Source organism: Paraburkholderia sp. BR10937, assembly GCF_040965695.1.
Classification (GTDB): Bacteria; Pseudomonadota; Gammaproteobacteria; order Burkholderiales; family Burkholderiaceae; genus Paraburkholderia.
Window position 1 is genome coordinate 78,401 of sequence record NZ_JBFRCL010000029.1, and the last position, 16,443, is coordinate 94,843.

Below are 16,443 nucleotides of genomic sequence, written 5' to 3' on the forward strand. Positions count from 1 at the left end.
CCAGGTCGCGTGCCCGCTCAGTCGAGCGGCATGCGAAAACCGACCACGCCCGGGTCTTCCGTGGGCGTGACGGTGAAGCCGCAGGCGCGCGCGAGGCCGATCATCGGCGCGTTCTCGCGCAGCGCCTCGCCGAGCAGCCAGTGCGTGCCGCGCGAGCGCACGTATTCGATGATGCGCGACATCAGCAAGCGGCCAAGGCCGCCGCGCTTGAGATTCGACAGAATCGCGACCGCGAACTCGGCGGTCTCGTTGTCGGGATCGGCCACGGCGCGCACCACACCCAGCGTGCGCGGCTGGCCGTCCTCGCCATGCACGACCGCGATCAGCGCCATCTCGCGGTCGTAGTCGATTTGCGTCATGCGCGCGAGCTGCGTGTGATCGAAGCTGCGCACCGCCGAGAAGAAGCGCAGGCGCAAGTCGTCGGGCGTCATCGACTCGACGAACGTGCGGTGCATCTCCTCGTCTTCGGGACGGATCGGGCGAATCGTGAGGCGCTCGCCGTGCCAGTCGATGGTTTCTTCGAGCCGCCGCGGATACGGCATGATCGCGAAGCGGCTGCGCTTTTCCGCGATCTGCAGGCAGGGCTCGACGACCACGACCGCCTCGGGCAGCACGCGCAGCGTCAGACGCAAGCCCACGATTTCCCGCACCTCGCACACGAACTGCGATAGCTCGGTGAGCGCGGCCAGCGTCGGCTCGGGCGCCGTGTAGCGTGCGTAGGGCGAGTGCGCGACGATGTCGCGCGAGAGCACGGGGTTCAGCGGCGGCAGGCTGTACACGCGCAGCGGCGGCGAAAAGTCGTCCGGCGAAGGCGCGGCGAAACGGAACACCGGGCCGAAGTTGTCGTCGTCGCGAAACTCGACCGACACGTCCACCACCGGCTTCACGCCCGGTTCGTCCTGCGCCTGCGTGGCGAGCCCGAACAAGGCCAGCAATCTGCCCGCCTCCTCCCCTTTCAGCTCCGTGCGTCCGGCCGCCAGCGCTGCGCGCGCTTCGCCCTGCGCGGCCTCGATCGCGGCCGGGCCTTGCGCGGGCATCGTCTCCGGCGTCTGCATCAAGAGCTCGCGGCCCAGCCGGTAATCGACGAGACGGGCAAACGCGCGCGCCAGGCGCCGCGGCGTGGTGTGTACCGGAATGCCGTGCGCGTGCAGTTCGTCGCGCGTGGTTTCGTCCACGCCGCCGAAGAAGCACGCGAGCATGCCGCGATACGCGAAACGCTGTTGCTCGATGAGGGTGCGCGCCACCGCGTCCACGGGCGCGCTGTGGGTGGGCGCGTGCACGACGAACGCCGTGCCGCTCGAGCGATGCGTGGCGAGCGTTTGCAACGCGAGGCCGAAGTGCTCGGGCTTCGCGGTGTCGCCGAGCACGAGCGGATTGCCGGCCTGCGCGTGCGGCAACGCGGTCTGAACGGCCGCGAGCGCTTCGTCGTTCCAGCGGGCGAGCGTGTCGCCGGCTTTCATGAAGGCGTCGCGCGCAAGCGTGGCCACGCCGCGGTCGCTCGTGATGAGCGTGGCCGTGTCGCTCGCGGCCACGCGGCCCACGCCGAGCGTTTCGATTTCGTCGAGCAGGTCGTCGAGCGTGTCGACACGCACGAGGCCCGCGCGCCGGAAGGCCGCCGTGTAGAGCGCATCGCCCTTGTCGTCGCGGCCGCTGCGCAGCGCGAGCACGGGTTTGTTGCGCGCCGCCGCGCGCGCCGCCGACATGAACTTGCGCGCCGCGCGGATCGTGTCCACTTCGAGCAGGATCGCGCGCGTGCTCGGGTCGCTCGCGAGATAGTCGAGCACGTCGCCCACGTCGACGTCGGCCTCGTCGCCGAGCGCGATCACGTGCGAAAAGCCCAGTCCGCGCGGCGCGGCCCAGCGCAGCACCGCGTTGGTGAGCGCGTTGGACTGCGACACCCAGGCCACGCCGCCCTTGCGCGCAATCGACGCCGCCGCGCCCAGCTGCGCGTTGAGCGCGGGCGTGAGCGCGCCGAGACTGCCAGGGCCGACGATGCGCAGCAGATGCGGGCGCGCCGCCGCCAGCGCGTGGCGCAGGTCGGCCTGATCGGCCTCGTCGCTCACCTCGCCGACGATGATCGCTGCGCGCGTGCCCATGCCGCCCAGGCGATGCACGAGCGCGGGCCACGTGGCGGGCCGCGTGCAGATGATGGCGACGCCGGGCGCCTCGGGCAGATCACCCGCGTCAGCGAGCACGGGTCGCCCGTCGAAGGCCTCGAAGTCGCCCGCATGGCGCGGATTGACGGCCCACAGCGGGCTCGTGAAGCCGCCTTCGATCAGCCGCCGCCACACCATGCTGCCGATGCTGCCGGGGCGCTGCGAAGCGCCGATCACGGCCACGGATTTCGGCTGGAACACTGCATCGAGATTGCGTACGGTCACAGGCACTCCTCGTCGGTCGGACAGGCGCTGGCCATCCAGGCGAACGCCGGTTAGTCGTCTTTTACCGTTACGAGAAGAGGATAGGGCAAGCGCGCAGGCGCTGCGCGTTTTTCGCCCGGCGCGTATGAGCGCAGACGCGGCGGTATGGCGTCGCATGCCGCCCTGGGCGTGTGACACCACGATGCGCGAGAGGGAACTTCGCTGGTTTGTGAACGCGGCGCGAGCGCGCCGCGCGTGTTACATCGACTTGCGGAACGGCGCGCCCGAATGCTCGCGCAGCTCGTTGAACACGATCTTCGGCCAGGCCTTTTGCGCGACCTCGATTTCGGAGACGTGCGAGGCGAGATAGGTCGGCGCGTTCGATGCGTCGTAGGCCATGCGGGCCTCGTACGAATCGGTGAAGCGGCGCAGCTCGGCGGGATCGTCGCAGGTCACCCAGCGCGAGAGGCGATAGCGCGCGGGCATCAGGCGCACGGCAACCTTGTACTCGGCCGCGAGGCGGTGCGACACCACTTCGAACTGCAGCTGGCCGACTGCGCCCAGAATCGTCGCGCCGCCGTGGATCGGGCGGAATACCTGGATCGCGCCCTCTTCGCCGAGCTGCTTGAGCGCTTCGCCCAGTTGCTTCGCGCGCATCGGATCGACCACTTCGATGGTCTGGAAGATTTCCGGCGCGAAGAACGGCAGACCCGTGAATTGCAGGTCTTCGCCTTCGGTGAGCGTGTCGCCGAGGCTCAGCGTGCCGTGGTTAGGAATACCGATGATGTCGCCAGGGTACGCCTCGGCCACGGTCTCGCGGCGCTGCGACAGGAAGCTCACCACGTTGTTCGCGCGGAAGGTCTTGTTGTTGCGCGTGACCTTCAGTTGCATGCCGCGCTCGAAATGGCCCGAGCACACGCGGATGAAGGCCACGCGGTCGCGGTGCGCGAGGTCCATGTTGGCCTGCACCTTGAACACGACGCCCGTGAATTTCGTTTCTTCCGGCGAGACCGGACGCTGCACGGCCATACGCGGCGACGGCGGCGGCGCGAGATCGACCAGCGCGTCGAGAATTTCCTTCACGCCGAAGTTGTTGATCGCCGAGCCGAACAGCACCGGCGACTGCTCGCCCGCGAGGAAGGCGTCGCGATCGAAGGTGGGCGTCGCGCCCGTGATCAGCTCGACTTCCTCCTTGGTGCGCTTCCAGTGATAACCGAAGCGCGCTTCGCCATCGGCTTCGCTGAGGTTCTGCAGCGTTTCCACCGCGCCGCCCAGCGACTCCTGACCCGCGCGGAACACGCGCACCTGGTCGCGCTGAATGTCGTACACGCCCTGGAACTCCTTGCCCATGCCGATGGGCCAGGTGAACGGCACGGCGGCCACACCCAGGTGCTGCTCGATTTCGTCGAGCAGGTCGAGCGGCTCGCGCACTTCGCGGTCGAGCTTGTTGATGAACGTGAGAATGGGCGTCTTGCGGCTGCGGCAGACTTCGAGCAGCTTGAGCGTTTGCGCTTCCACGCCGTTCGCGCCGTCGATCACCATCACGGCCGCATCGACGGCCGTGAGCACGCGGTAGGTGTCTTCCGAGAAGTCCTCGTGGCCCGGTGTGTCGAGCAGGTTGATGACGGCGTCGCCGTACTCGAACTGCATGACCGAGCTGGCGACCGAAATGCCGCGCTGCTTTTCGATCTCCATCCAGTCGGAGGTCGCGAAGCGGCCGCTCTTCTTGCCCTTCACGGTACCGGCGATCTGGATCGCACCCGAAAACAGCAGCAGTTTTTCGGTGAGCGTGGTCTTGCCCGCGTCCGGGTGAGAAATGACCGCGAACGTGCGGCGGCGTCTGAGTTCGGCTACTGACATGGATCTGGCGGGTATCACGGATGAATTCGGGCAACCGGGCCGCGCGGCGGGGGTTGCGGCGAGCGCGGCGGCGCTTGCGGGCGCGTTTTCAGGCAACGCTTACGGCGCGTGCGGCGGCAGTGCGCGGACCGCGACGCACGGCAAATAGCACGAGCGATCGGGAATGTCCCGCGGATGCCCGCGCAAAAAAGCGAAAAGGCGCCGGGACCGAATGATACACGGCATTCGCCCCGCCGACTAAAGGTTTGATGGGGTTCGAACGGGTTAGGCGTGCGGATTGGCACCGCTTCGGCAAAGGTGAGCTTTTACAGGACCTCGATGCGAACGCACCGTCGACACCTTCGTGCACCCGCCGCACTCGCAAGACGCCCCTCATTTTCGCGAGAATTTCCTTTCGCCTCAGACGTCCACCCGCCGCGTGAACGTCGTGGTCCCGCACGTTGCGGCGTGCCGCTGCGCGCGGCGCAGGGCGTGAGGTGAGCTTTTTCGGGAAGCTTGAAGCGGTGCGGCCGTCACATCGGGTGCTGCGCACCTCTGGTGCAACGGCCTGGCGAGAATTGGCCCGTTATTCCTTGATGAGGAAGCGTTCGCGGTTCTTGCCCGCCAGCCAGCCCGGTGCCCGGCCACGGCCGCTCCAGGTCTCGCCGGTTTTCGGGTTCATGTAGCGGGCCGGCAGCGCCTTCTTGCGCGCGGGGCCAGCACGTCGGCTCGTGAAGCCCAGTTCTTCCGCGGTGATGTCGTACTCCGCGATTTTTTCCTTGATCTCGGCGATCGCCTGGTCAATTTCCTTTTCACGCGCCGCAGCCACTTCCTTGTGAAGCTTCTCCAGCTGGGCGGTCAGTTGCTTGTAGCTCGGCATGAAAACGCATCTCCAGTTCGGTCAAGAGAGTGCCATTGTGACCGGTTTGGAGCCCGTGCGACGATGCAGGCGCGCTTTTTTACAACGCTGCCGCAAACGTTGGCGTTACCGTTCGCGTTGCGGCAGCGATTCGTGCGACAGACGGCTTTCGAGCGCGCGCAGCGCTTCGTTGAGCCGCTTCACGCGCTGCACCTGCGAAGGGACGAGGTTCTCGCTGGAAACCGACTCGAGCCGGCCGCGCCAATAAGAGAGCGGAATACGGTCGCGCCCCGAGAGCCGCCCGATGATGTGTTCGAGATGCTCTATGTCCTTTTCGAGTTGGTGATGATTCATCGCTGCCCCCGGTAATGACAAGTTTTATCGAGCGCGCACAAATAGCGCGCACTCACTTTCGTCGCATCGCCGATTTTCCGCACGCTGCGGATAATCGGTCAGTTTGGTAATCGCGCTGGCTGATCGTGCAAAATGCACGCCGCTGCGGATTGACGGCTTTTGTTCGTACTGTCAGACCAGAATAAGGCCAGCGCGCCCGGCTATCCGTTGGATACCGCACGGAATCTCAAAGGCCGCTCGTCCACGCTGCCGGTTGTATCCGCATCCATATCGGAAGGCAGATTAACGGGGGCTATTGCGTCTGTATATTCCTCAATTGTGGAACGCTATGCGGAGCGCATTTTGCTGCCGACGGCTTTTCACAATACGAACAACGAGAATGGCGTGAAAACAAACGAATCACAATACGACCGCCTGCTGCATCTTGTTTACGACACACTCGATAATCCTTGCGCCTGGAAGGATTTTTGCGCGCAATTGCGCGAAGCGATTGGGGTGGCGTCGATTCATCTGTATGCCTTTGACCGGCAGCGCGATCTGTTTTCCTGGAGCGACGGTTTCGCGCTTGCCGGCGCGGAACCGCTGGAGCGCATTCGGCCGCTGTACCGCGACGACACGCGTCTGGCGTGGCTGCGCGCTTACCCGCCGGGCAAGTGGCTGCATTGCGGCATCGAGTTCGACTGCGCGGACGGCGACTGTGCAGCCGGGTTCGAGCTCTGCCCGCTCGAGGAAGGCCATCGCTGCGCGGCGCTGTGCAAGCTGATCGAACAGAACGGGCTCGCCGTCATGCTCGCGTGCCGCGCGCACGCCGAGGCTGGGCCGCTCCCGGGCGAGCACCGCGCACTGCTCGAGCGGCTCACGCCGCACCTCGTGCGCGCGGTGCGCCTGTATCTGCGCCGCTTTGCCTTGAACGCCGACACGCTGGCAAACCGCTCACGTCCGCCAGCGATGCTCGTGAGCGCGCTGGGCGAGGTGCTCCATAGCAACGAGGCCGCACAGCGGCTCCTGAAGGCGACCTCGCTCGTGCGGGTGCGCGGACGCCGCATCACGCTCGCGGCGCCCCATCACGCGCGCCTGCTCGAGGACATCGCCGTGAGCGAGGCGCGCCTGCGTAACCGCATGAGCGGCGCGCGCGCGGCGGCGGCGCGCTTTCGCGCGTTGCGTATCGTCGGCGCCGTATCCGGCACGCTCGCGCCGGATGCGCCTGACGCTGCGGCCGCAACGGACCCGCACGGCCGGACCCATAGCGGGCGGGGCCGCGCACAGGCTTCGGCGAGCCAGCAGGAGGTGCTCTACGCGTTCTATAACGTGGTGACGGCCGACGACGCCTCGGCCCCGGAATTGCGCGCCTTCGCGGCGCTGACCTTCTATCACCCGCGCTCCGCGCCGCTAGTCGACGAGCGGGTGCTCGCCACGGCATTCGATCTCTCGCCGGCCGAATGCCGTATTGCGCTGCTGCTCGCGGAAGGTCTCACGCAAAAGGAAATCGCCGCGCACGTCGGCGTGCAGCACGACACCGTGCGCAAACAATTGCAATCGATCTTTCAGAAGACGGCGACGCGCCGCCAGCCCGACCTGCTGCGCCTGTTGCTGAATCTGCCAGCGCGCGGCACGGGCGCCGCCGCCGAAGGCTGAGCGGCGCGCGACAGGCCTATTGGGCCTTGCGGCAGGCGAACACGAGGGTGTAGTTGCCGTTGTCGGTCGAGGTCGCGACGGTGTCGTAGCCTGCGCCGGCGCAACGGGCACGCGCCTGCTGCGCGCAGGAATCGCGATCGCCCGAGGCTGGGCATTGCACCTGGATCGTCGGTCGGCCGTCCGACAGAAACAGCGGCGGCCCGCTGCTGCATGCAGACAGCCCCGCGATCAAGGACAACGCGCACGCCGCGAACGGCAATCTGCGCAAACGGAACAACGACGAACCAGGACGAGTCATTTGGAGCACCCCAACGGGCTTCTAGTTTTTCGACGTTGCGATTGTGCCATGCCGCGAGCCATGTGCGATGCATCGCCGCGAGCGCCAGCTGCGCGCGCTCAGGGCGCGGTCGAAAGCGTCTTGTACGGCAGCGCGCCGCGTGGGTCCGAACTCACGCGTACGAAGACCTGCTCGACGTCGGGAATCGCGGCGAGCCTGCGCTCGAGCGCTGCGCTGTCGAAGCCCGGACCCACGCAGCCTTCCGCGTAGACGAAACGGCGCTGCACCGTGATCCAGATGCTCGTGCCCACAAACAGGGCATCGCCTTGCAGTTGCTGGCGAATCGCCGCTGCAATGTCCGCATCGTAAAGATACGAGTTCGGCTTCGAGCACTTGTGCGCGAGCCAGCAGGTCGTGCCGCGCTCCACGCGATAGTGGGCGTCGTCGTCGGCTTCGGCTTTCGTCATGCGCGGGCCGAGCGGCTGCGGGCAAGCGCTGAACGCGTTCGACAGCGCGAAGAACGGGTCGTTGTACCAGTTCTTGCGCTGGGTGTCCGGTGCGTTCTCTGCCTTTGAGGCGGGCGCGGAGGCGCCGGCCTGTGCTTGCGCGAGCGCCGCGCCCGTCCAAATGCCCGCAAAAACGCCCGCGCAAACGAGCGCCGTTGCAAGCCGCGCTCTCCGCACCGCCCGCGCGCGCCACGCATCTGGGCCGCCCTTACCGTTTGCACTCATCGACTGTCACCTCACCGGCTCAATCCGGCTCGCTCTTCTGCGCAACGATAGGACCGCGCGGCCACGCTCGCAATATCGAGATAAATCCTTTCGTTACAATCGCTGCGACGCACCACCGCCTCGCCGCATGAAGAGACGCAGCTAAAGCCCTCGCCCACGCAGCAAGCTGAATCGCGCACCACGATCGATCCGCAGGAGACTCCATGTCGTTTGTTATCGTTCTCGCCGCCCTCGCGTTCCTCATGCTTGCCGCGTACCGCGGCTACAGCGTGATTCTCTTCGCGCCCATCGCCGCGCTCGCCGCGGTCCTCCTCACCGAACCCGCCGCTGTCGCGCCCGTCTTTTCGGGCATCTTCTTGGAAAAAATGGTGGGCTTCGTGAAGCTCTACTTTCCCGTGTTCCTGCTCGGCGCGGTATTTGGCAAGGTGATCGAACTATCGGGATTCTCCGAGGCGATCGTGCACGCCGCCATCCGCTATATCGGCCGCTCGCGCGCCAACGCCGTGATCGTCGCCGTGTGCGCGCTGCTCACTTACGGCGGCGTGTCGCTCTTCGTCGTGGTGTTCGCCGTCTACCCGTTCGCAGCCGAGCTCTATCGCCAGAGCGATATTCCGAAGCGCCTCATGCCGGGCGCCATCGCACTCGGAGCCTTTTCGTTCACGATGGATTCGCTGCCCGGCACGCCGCAGATCCAGAACATCATTCCCACCACCTTCTTCAAGACCACCGCGTGGGCCGCGCCCGCGCTTGGCGTGATCGGATCGCTCTTCATCATCGTCGTGGGCCTCTCGTACCTCGAATGGCGCCGCCGCGGGGCGATGTCGAAAGGCGAAGGCTACGGCACCTCGCTCGTGAACGAGCCGGAACACGTGAAGACCGAACACCTGCCCAACCCGCTGCTCGCCGTCGCGCCGCTCGTGCTGGTGGGCGTGGCGAACTTCCTGCTCACGCACTGGATTCCCGTCTGGTACGGCGACACCGTGACCGTGCCGCCCGAAGTGCTGCCCGGCATTCATACGCCGGTCACGGCCACCGTCAAGCAAGTCGTGGCGATCTGGGCGGTTCAGGGCGCGCTGCTCGCGGGCATCGTGCTCGTGATCGTCACGGCGTTCGGCCGCGTGAAAGACCGCTTCGCGAACGGCACGAAAGCGGCCGTGGCCGGGGCGCTGCTGGCCTCGATGAATACCGCCTCGGAATACGGCTTTGGCGGGGTGATTGCGGCGCTGCCCGGGTTCATCGTCGTGAGCGACGCGCTGAAGAGCATTCCGAATCCGCTCGTGAACGCCGCCGTGTCGGTGAGCGCGCTTGCGGGTATCACGGGGTCGGCATCGGGCGGCATGAGCATCGCGCTCGCGGCCATGTCGGATCTGTTCATCAAGAGCGCGCAGGCGGCGCATATTCCGATGGAAGTGCTGCACCGCGTGGTGGCCATGGCCAGCGGCGGCATGGACACGCTACCGCACAACGGCGCGGTCATCACGCTGCTCGCGGTCACGGGGCTCACGCACCGCGAGTCGTATCGGGACATTTTTGCGGTGACGGTGATCAAGACGTTGGCCGTCTTCTTCGTGATCGCTGTGTACTATTCGACGGGCATTGTTTGATGTGGGGTGCTCGCAGCAGCACTGGCGAAACAACCTGAGTTTTTTCTTTCCCCGGAAACTCAAGTTGCAGCGTGGCCATATCATCTGAAACAAGGGCGGCAACCCGTGCCGCCCTGCCCGGCCCGATTCATTCAGAAAAGTCCTCCGGATTCTCCTTTGCCGCGCTCTGATAAAGAACCATCAAGAGAGGAATTCTGGGCTCTGCCGTGGCGTCGCTTCGTCGTGCCGTCACCTCGCCCGCGACTTCGGTCGTATACTCCGCGACCACTTCGCCAAAGGTATTGCGCTGGATTGCCACTTTCTGGCCCGCCTTGACCTTGTCATTCACCTTGACCAGCAGTTCGACGAATCCACCGTGCGTCGACATGACTGTGTGGCCGCTGTTGCCAACGATGGTCCCGACGTCTCGCCCAGTGCGCCCCATCGGACCCGATACGACGTCGTAGCGCTTAAGCACGTTCATCGTGCCCTCGACGAACGACGGAATCATGTCGAAATCGAAAGCGCGCGCAGATCCGATCTCCGGCGTGATTGCGGGAATCCCCACATTGATGAATGCATTTGCAAGCAGCGTGGGATAGGCGGGGTTGTCGAAGATCTGCTTGATCGGAAAAAGCTCCGCCATGGCTCGCGCCTCCGGCAATTCCATTCTGGCCAGATTGAAGGAAGTCACATCCATGCCGGTCGTGCCCGTATGAAAATCGAGTGCGTAGTCGGTGTTCGGCCTCAGCAGCCGGTTGAACAGCAGTCCCGCATGCCGGCTCGGCGCGCTGGCGCCATTCTCGTTGCCCGGCCATTCGCGGTTGATGTCGATGAGGCCGATACCAAGTGCGGAATTGGGCCATCTGCGCTCCATGGCTTCGAGCGCGGGACGCGATACGTCCAGAACTGCCAGCACGGTGCCTGACATCTGCGCGGGATCGAGCTGGCTTATCACGCCGTGGATGGTATGCACGGGGCTCATTTCGTCGCCATGCACCCCGCTGATCAGCGCGACGCGCTTGCCCGGCTTCGCGCCGTGGACCACGATCACCGACACATACCAGTTCTGCCCAGTCGGCATTTGCACGCCCTGAAAGTAGAACTTGTGTGTCTTGCCACGCTCGAGATCGCCGACGTCGAGCGCGCTGATGACCTTCTTTCCCTGGATCACATCGCCGGTATAAACCGTCCCCGTCCCTTGCCGGTCCCCTGCGGTCGGCGCATTGGCGCCTTGGGCACTTGCGGCCTCGCTTTGCGTGACCAATGCGGATGTTGCGCCGACCAGCGCAACGGCCTTCTTCATGAAGGCGCGACGAGCGACGACATCTTCCGATTCGTTTTGCATGATAGCGAGGTCCTGACGTTCGGAACCTGTCGGTCAGTTCAGAACATCTGTTAACGTCTTCTACATTCGTTTCCGACGAGTTACTTCGACCAGGCATCCTGCTCAGCCTTTCGAAGCTCGCGGCCAAAACCGCGCCCCAGCCTTTCGCACGTCTCCGAGGGCGCGTCGACATGCATTCTCCCCCCAAGCGCGAAAGCTTGCTTCCTCCACGCGAAAGCGCCTTCAGAGCAGTTCAGCTGGCCCGCCGGGGGCCCCAGCGGCCCAATTCAGCACTACTGCCCCCTTGTCATACGTACGCAATCGCACACTCCCGACCTCGCAATCCGGAACACAGAAGCTATATTTGTAGATCTGATGTTTGCCACGCGCAGCGCACGCGATACCGCATCGGCTGGGTTAACGCACCGAGACGATACTCAGGATAGCGAACAAACGTTCCGTAGATAGCGACTGGATTGCGTGTGTGAGGAGCCAGCGATGTCCAAAACGATAGTCTTTTGCGCAGACGGCACGTGGAACGGCCCCGAAGATCCGGCAGGAAAAGGCGATGGCTTCGCGCCTGACGCCGCGGCCGGGTGTCAGCCGGGACTGACCAACGTATGCAAGCTTTTCGCGTGGCTCGATGGAAACATGCTGCCCGAAGGCGCCGACTGGGGCGGCGTCGAGATGGAAAAGGCGCTTGCCGACGCCAACGGCAAACCCATACAGATCGCGAAGTACATTCACGGGGTCGGGAATTCCGGGCAATTGCTCGATAAAGTCGCCGGCGGCGCGTTTGGCGTCGGCGTCGTCGCCCGCATCGCGCGTGGCTATACGTATATTTCGCGCAACTTCGAGCCTGGCGACAGCATCGTGATCGTCGGCTTCAGCCGCGGCGCGTACACCGCACGAGCCCTTGCGGGACTGATTGCGGGACAGGGTCTGCTTCGGCCAGAGCTCGCCGCGATCGACGATCAGAATCGTTACGACACCGCGGTGGCGGCCTGGTATCGATGGAGACACGGCCACGAAACGACGTTCCAGAAGATCGCAGACGGCGTGATGGAGTTCTTGACGATCCATCGCGCCTTCTCCAAACCGAAGCCTTTGGACGCCAACTCGTTTGTGAACGCAAAAGTCACCGCAGTGGCGGTTTGGGACACGGTCGGTTCGCTCGGCATTCCCATCTACTATGAGGGTTCCGCCATCGATCTGTTCCGGTTCTGCGATCTGACGCTCAACCCGGACATTGGCCTCGGCGTGCACGCCGTCTCGCTCGACGAGCAACGCAGGCCGTTCGAACCGACGCTATGGAATCCCAACCCGAACGTGACGCAAGCACTCTTTCCGGGCGGTCATTGCGACGTCGGCGGCGGCTATGCCGATCACGGCCTCTCCGACGGCCCGCTGGTCTGGATCGTGGACAGGTTGCAGCACACCGACGTGGGATTGAAGTTCGCCCTTCATCCTCCCGTTGCCGTCCTGTCCAATCCCCTGGGGCCGCGACACCGCGAATGGGTAGAGGACCGTGCCTGGCTGGCCGCCGGAGTGGGACCGCGCGCCTTCCCGGCAGGCATGGTCGTCAACGACAACATACGGCAGCGGATGAACGGCCAACCCGAAGATGTTTTTGGGGCTAACGGCCAGCAGCCCAACTACTCGCCGGGTAACTTGCCAGCACGCTAAGCGGCATTGCTTCGGCAGCGCGAACGAACGAAGTCCTACACCTCCAGCCATTCCTGGCGGACGCGCGCATCGGCCTTCAACTGCTGCGGCGTCCCCTCGAACACGATCTGCCCGTGCCCCATGACGTACACGCGCTGCGAGATATCGAGCGCGATGGCCTGCTTCTGCTTGACGAGCAGCACCGAAATACCGCGCGCCTTCAGCGTCTTCAGATACTCGCCCACCTGCGCGACGACGAGCGGCGCAAGCCCTTCGGTCGGCTCGTCGATGATGATGAGGTCGGGGTCGCCCATGAGCGTGCGGCACAGCGTCAGCATCTGCTGCTCGCCGCCGGACAGCAGGCCCGCGGGCGTGTCCTCGCGCTCCTTCAGGCGCGGGAACATCCGGTACATGTCGTCGAACTGCCAGCGCGGCTTCTGGCGCGCGCGATTGCGCTTTTCGCCGAGCATCAGGTTCTGCCGCACGGTGAGCGTCGGGAAGATGTCGCGATTCTCCGGCACGTAGCCGATGCCCCGGTGCGCGACCTCGAAGGTGCGCAGCCCGCGCACTTCCTCGCCGCGCAGCAGAATCTGCCCCTCGCACCGCACGAGCCCCATGATGGCTTTGGCGAGCGTCGAGCGGCCCACGCCGTTGCGCCCGAGCAAGGCGACGATCTCGCCCTCGCCCACCTGCATCTCGACGCCGTGCAGGATATGGCTCTTGCCGTAGTACGCATGGAGGTCGCGCACCTGGAGCATGGAATTCGCGGTCGCCATCAATGTGCACCTGCGGGTTCGTCCAGCGTGGTGCCCAGATAGGCTTCCTTCACGCGGCGGTTGTTGCGGATGGCTTGCGGCGTGTCCGTGGCGATCACCTCGCCGTACACAAGCACCGAAATGCGGTCGGCGAGGCCGAAGACGACACTCATGTCGTGCTCGACCATCACCAGCGTCTTGCCGACGGTGACCCGGCGAATCAGCTCCACCGCGTGATCGGACTCCGAGCGGCTCATGCCTGCCGTCGGTTCGTCGAGCAGGATCACCTCGGCGCCGCCCGCAATCGTGATGCCGATTTCGAGCGCGCGCTGCTCGGCATAAGTCAGCAGCCCGGCGAGCGTGTCGTGGCGGCCCTGCAGGCCGATCAGCTCGAGCACTTCTTCGGCGCGTTCGCGCGCGTCGCGCAATTGCTCGAGACGATGCCAGAACGAATACCGGTAGCCGAGCGACCACAATACGGAGCAGCGCAAATTCTCGAACACCGAAAGGCGATGAAAAATGTTCGTCACCTGAAAGCTGCGCGAGAGCCCCATGCGGTTGATCTTGTACGGCGGCAGCCCGCCGATCTCGACGCCGTTGAGTTTGACCATGCCGGAACTCGGTGCCATGCGTCCCGAAATCAGGTTGAACGTCGTCGACTTGCCCGCGCCGTTGGGACCGATCAGCGCGTGACGTTCGCCCTGCGCGATATTGAGGTCGACGCCGCGAATGATCTCGGTACGCCCGAAATTCTTGCGCACGTCACGCAACTCCAGTGCGGCCGTCATACATCGCTCCCTGCGATTTCCCGTTGCACGCCATCCCACGCGTCGCGCACCCGCGCGGCCGCGAGGCGTCCCGCCTGCGCGCCCACGGCCCACAGCACTGCGGCGACGGCCCAGGGCTTCCATGACGCGGCATCGAAGTGCAGGCCGAAGAACGCCATGGCCGTGCCGTTGTCGCTATCGATCTGCACCTTGTAGACGAGTTCGACGGTCAGCACGAGCGCAGCGAGCAAGATCAGCCCGGCGCCCAGCGCCGCCGCATAGGACGGCAGCATGCGGTGCACCTTGCGCGCCGCGATCAGAGGGACCTGCTTCATCAGCAGGCTCGACACGCCGCCCGGCACGAACATCACCACCAGCACGAAGAAAAGGCCGAGGTACAGCAGCCATGCCGGCGTGAGATTGGACAACGCGACCGCAAAAAGCACGAACAGGATAGAGCCGATGATCGGCCCGAAGAAGAACGCCCCGCCGCCGATGAACGTCGCGAGCAGCACGCCGCCCGACTGTGCGGCGCCGACATTCTCCGCCGTCACGATTTCGAAGTCGATCACCGAGAGGCCGCCCGCAATGCCCGCGAAGAACGCCGAAAGGACCATCACGAAAAAGCGCACGCGCTGCGTGTTGTATCCGACGAATTCCGCACGCTCGGGATTGTCCCGCACGGCGTTGGCGATGCGGCCGAGCGGTGTCTGTGTCCATGCGTACATGGCGATCATCGACACGAGACACCACACCGCGATCAGGTAGTACACCTGGATCGCCGGGCCGTATGTGATGCCGAGCACCGCATGGCCAACCGTGCGATTGGTGGGCACCCCGCCCTCGCCGCCGAAAAACGCGGGAAACATCAGCGAACTCGCCGCCACCATTTCGCCGATGCCGAGCGTGATCATCGCGAAGGTGGTGCCCGACTTGCGCGTGGTCACGTAGCCGAACAGCACGCCGAACAGCATGCCCCCGAGCCCGCCGACCAGCGGCAACAGCGAAACGGGCAACGGAAAATGGTTCGCGCCGATCTGGTTGAGCACATGCGCCGCCACGAATGCGCCGAGCCCGGAGTACACCGCGTGCCCGAACGAGAGCATGCCGGTCTGCCCGAGCAGCATGTTGTACGAGAGCGCGAAGATGATCATGATGCCCATCTGCGAAAGCAGCGCGATCGCGAAGCCGCTGGAAAACACGAGCGGCAGCACCAGCATGATGAGCACCGTAGCACCCCAGATGACCCAGCGCAGCGAATGCGCGGACTGCAGCCATCCGTGGCGTTGCATGGCCGAACCGGCGCTGGCCTGAATGAGCGGTTTCATCGGTCAGCCCTCCCGCTTGCCGAGCAGCCCGCGCGGTCGCAGGATCATCATGAGCACCATGAGCAGATAAGGCAGAATCGGCGCGACCTGCGAGACCGGCATGCGCAACAGCGACGAGAGCGTCGTGCTGTCGGTCACCGTCACGCCGACGAGTGAAAACAGATCGGATAGCGAAGCATCGATCGTGACGGCGAAGGTCTGCATGATGCCGATCAGCAGCGACGCGATGAACGCGCCCGGCAGCGAGCCCATGCCGCCAACCACGGCGATCACGAATACGATGGTGCCGACCGACTCGGCCATCGAAGGCGACGTGACGAACGCATTGCCGCCGATCACGCCCGCGAGACCCGCCAGCGCGGCGCCGCCGCCGAACACGAGCATGAACACGCGCTGCACGTTGTGCCCGAGCGCCTCGACCATTTCCGGGTGCGTGAGCGACGCCTGAATGACGAGGCCGATGCGCGTGCGCGTCAGCACCAGATACAGCGCCGCGAGCATGGCGATCGAGATCAGCATCATGAAGGCGCGATACTTCGGAAACTCCGACGTGTACACCTTGAACAGCGCCCCGTTCAGTTCAGGCGGAATGGCGTACGGCACCGCGGCCAGCCCCCAGACCAGCTTGACGCCCTCCACGATCAGATACGACAGGCCGAAGGTGAACAGCAATTCCGCCACGTGCCCGAACTTGTGCACGGTACGCAAGCCGAAACGCTCGACGAGCGCGCCGACACACGCCACGAGCACCGGCGCCGCCACGAGCGCCGGCCAGAAACCGATCTTGCTGGCAATGGTGTAGGCGAAGTAGGCCCCGAGCATGTAAAAGCTGGCGTGCGCGAAGTTGAGCACGCCCATCATGCTGAAGATCAAGGTGAGGCCCGAGGAAAGCATGAACAGCAGCAGCCCGTAGCCGATGCCGTTCAACAGAGAGATGGTCAGGAATTCCACTGCCCGATGATC

At 65.0% G+C, this 16,443-nt stretch carries 14 protein-coding genes; 3 read left to right on the plus strand and 11 right to left on the minus strand.

All coding sequences use genetic code 11. The annotated features are described in order from the left end of the window. Positions 1 to 17: 17 nt before the first annotated feature. The 4 genes from AB4Y44_RS23695 to AB4Y44_RS23710 form a co-directional block, all read right to left on the minus strand. Positions 18 to 2,381: a GNAT family N-acetyltransferase gene (locus tag AB4Y44_RS23695; protein ID WP_342918489.1), complete on the minus strand. Its 2,364-nt coding sequence runs from the start codon at positions 2,379 to 2,381 to the stop codon at positions 18 to 20. A gap of 237 nt (positions 2,382 to 2,618) precedes the next feature. Continuing rightward, a complete protein-coding gene (locus tag AB4Y44_RS23700; RefSeq protein ID WP_321925697.1) occupies positions 2,619 to 4,220 on the minus strand; it encodes a peptide chain release factor 3 in 1,602 nt (533 codons plus the stop codon). Positions 4,221 to 4,785: 565 nt separating this feature from the next. Then, the gene (locus tag AB4Y44_RS23705) at positions 4,786 to 5,079 is read right to left on the minus strand and encodes an H-NS family nucleoid-associated regulatory protein (RefSeq protein ID WP_069261447.1); all 294 of its coding nucleotides are present in this window, start codon (positions 5,077 to 5,079) and stop codon (positions 4,786 to 4,788) included. A 105-nt stretch (positions 5,080 to 5,184) separates the two neighbouring features. Then, a complete protein-coding gene (locus AB4Y44_RS23710; protein ID WP_368701030.1) occupies positions 5,185 to 5,412 on the minus strand; it encodes a hypothetical protein in 228 nt (75 codons plus the stop codon). 384 nt (positions 5,413 to 5,796) lie between these two features. Here AB4Y44_RS23710 and AB4Y44_RS23715 point away from each other — a divergent pair, with 384 nt between their 5' ends. Continuing rightward, positions 5,797 to 7,047 (plus strand): helix-turn-helix transcriptional regulator, encoded by a 1,251-nt coding sequence (locus AB4Y44_RS23715; protein WP_368701031.1) that lies wholly within the window; start codon positions 5,797 to 5,799, stop codon positions 7,045 to 7,047. A 16-nt stretch (positions 7,048 to 7,063) separates the two neighbouring features. Here AB4Y44_RS23715 and AB4Y44_RS23720 read toward each other — a convergent pair whose 3' ends face one another. Both AB4Y44_RS23720 and AB4Y44_RS23725 read right to left on the minus strand, forming a co-directional pair. Further along, entirely contained in the window at positions 7,064 to 7,285 is a 222-nt protein-coding gene (locus AB4Y44_RS23720; protein ID WP_342918486.1) for a hypothetical protein, read from the minus strand. Positions 7,286 to 7,443: 158 nt separating this feature from the next. Continuing rightward, positions 7,444 to 8,055: a BON domain-containing protein gene (locus AB4Y44_RS23725; protein ID WP_368701032.1), complete on the minus strand. Its 612-nt coding sequence runs from the start codon at positions 8,053 to 8,055 to the stop codon at positions 7,444 to 7,446. A 203-nt stretch (positions 8,056 to 8,258) separates the two neighbouring features. On the opposite strand from AB4Y44_RS23725, the gene AB4Y44_RS23730 reads away from it, so the two are divergent. Further along, complete coding sequence (locus tag AB4Y44_RS23730) at positions 8,259 to 9,659, plus strand: GntP family permease (RefSeq protein WP_368701033.1); 1,401 nt, start codon at positions 8,259 to 8,261, stop codon at positions 9,657 to 9,659. 127 nt (positions 9,660 to 9,786) lie between these two features. On the opposite strand, the gene AB4Y44_RS23735 is transcribed toward AB4Y44_RS23730, so the two are convergent. Continuing rightward, positions 9,787 to 10,986 (minus strand): succinylglutamate desuccinylase/aspartoacylase family protein, encoded by a 1,200-nt coding sequence (locus tag AB4Y44_RS23735; protein ID WP_368701034.1) that lies wholly within the window; start codon positions 10,984 to 10,986, stop codon positions 9,787 to 9,789. A gap of 477 nt (positions 10,987 to 11,463) precedes the next feature. Here AB4Y44_RS23735 and AB4Y44_RS23740 point away from each other — a divergent pair, with 477 nt between their 5' ends. Next, positions 11,464 to 12,651 carry a DUF2235 domain-containing protein gene (locus AB4Y44_RS23740; RefSeq protein WP_368701035.1) on the plus strand — a complete coding sequence of 396 codons (1,188 nt, stop codon included), beginning with the start codon at positions 11,464 to 11,466 and terminating at the stop codon, positions 12,649 to 12,651. Positions 12,652 to 12,686: 35 nt separating this feature from the next. Here AB4Y44_RS23740 and AB4Y44_RS23745 read toward each other — a convergent pair whose 3' ends face one another. Genes AB4Y44_RS23745 through AB4Y44_RS23760 form a run of 4 tightly spaced genes read right to left on the minus strand, consistent with a single transcriptional unit; the run spans position 12,687 to position 16,431 of the window. Then, positions 12,687 to 13,406 (minus strand): ABC transporter ATP-binding protein, encoded by a 720-nt coding sequence (locus AB4Y44_RS23745; RefSeq protein WP_368701036.1) that lies wholly within the window; start codon positions 13,404 to 13,406, stop codon positions 12,687 to 12,689. Beyond that, a complete protein-coding gene (locus AB4Y44_RS23750; RefSeq protein ID WP_368701037.1) occupies positions 13,406 to 14,173 on the minus strand; it encodes an ABC transporter ATP-binding protein in 768 nt (255 codons plus the stop codon). The genes AB4Y44_RS23745 and AB4Y44_RS23750 overlap by 1 nt, the downstream gene beginning before the upstream one ends. Beyond that, the gene (locus tag AB4Y44_RS23755; RefSeq protein WP_368701047.1) at positions 14,170 to 15,444 is read right to left on the minus strand and encodes a branched-chain amino acid ABC transporter permease; all 1,275 of its coding nucleotides are present in this window, start codon (positions 15,442 to 15,444) and stop codon (positions 14,170 to 14,172) included. The genes AB4Y44_RS23750 and AB4Y44_RS23755 overlap by 4 nt, the downstream gene beginning before the upstream one ends. A 39-nt stretch (positions 15,445 to 15,483) precedes the next feature. After that, on the minus strand, positions 15,484 to 16,431 hold the full coding sequence (locus AB4Y44_RS23760) for a branched-chain amino acid ABC transporter permease (protein WP_324159037.1): 948 nt from the start codon (positions 16,429 to 16,431) through the stop codon (positions 15,484 to 15,486). Positions 16,432 to 16,443: the final 12 nt, after the last annotated feature.

Excerpts from the sequence above, each read along its gene's own strand:
- AB4Y44_RS23700 (WP_321925697.1), bottom strand. The coding sequence starts at position 4,220 with ATGTCAGTAGCCGAACTCAGACGCCGCCGCACGTTCGCGGTCATTTCT.
- AB4Y44_RS23705 (WP_069261447.1), bottom strand. The coding sequence starts at position 5,079 with ATGCCGAGCTACAAGCAACTGACCGCCCAGCTGGAGAAGCTTCACAAG.
- AB4Y44_RS23710 (WP_368701030.1), bottom strand. The coding sequence starts at position 5,412 with ATGAATCATCACCAACTCGAAAAGGACATAGAGCATCTCGAACACATC.
- AB4Y44_RS23725 (WP_368701032.1), bottom strand. The coding sequence starts at position 8,055 with ATGAGTGCAAACGGTAAGGGCGGCCCAGATGCGTGGCGCGCGCGGGCG.
- AB4Y44_RS23730 (WP_368701033.1), top strand. The coding sequence starts at position 8,259 with ATGTCGTTTGTTATCGTTCTCGCCGCCCTCGCGTTCCTCATGCTTGCC.
- AB4Y44_RS23735 (WP_368701034.1), bottom strand. The coding sequence starts at position 10,986 with ATGCAAAACGAATCGGAAGATGTCGTCGCTCGTCGCGCCTTCATGAAG.
- AB4Y44_RS23740 (WP_368701035.1), top strand. The coding sequence starts at position 11,464 with ATGTCCAAAACGATAGTCTTTTGCGCAGACGGCACGTGGAACGGCCCC.
- AB4Y44_RS23745 (WP_368701036.1), bottom strand. The coding sequence starts at position 13,406 with ATGGCGACCGCGAATTCCATGCTCCAGGTGCGCGACCTCCATGCGTAC.
- AB4Y44_RS23750 (WP_368701037.1), bottom strand. The coding sequence starts at position 14,173 with ATGACGGCCGCACTGGAGTTGCGTGACGTGCGCAAGAATTTCGGGCGT.
- AB4Y44_RS23755 (WP_368701047.1), bottom strand. The coding sequence starts at position 15,444 with ATGCAACGCCACGGATGGCTGCAGTCCGCGCATTCGCTGCGCTGGGTC.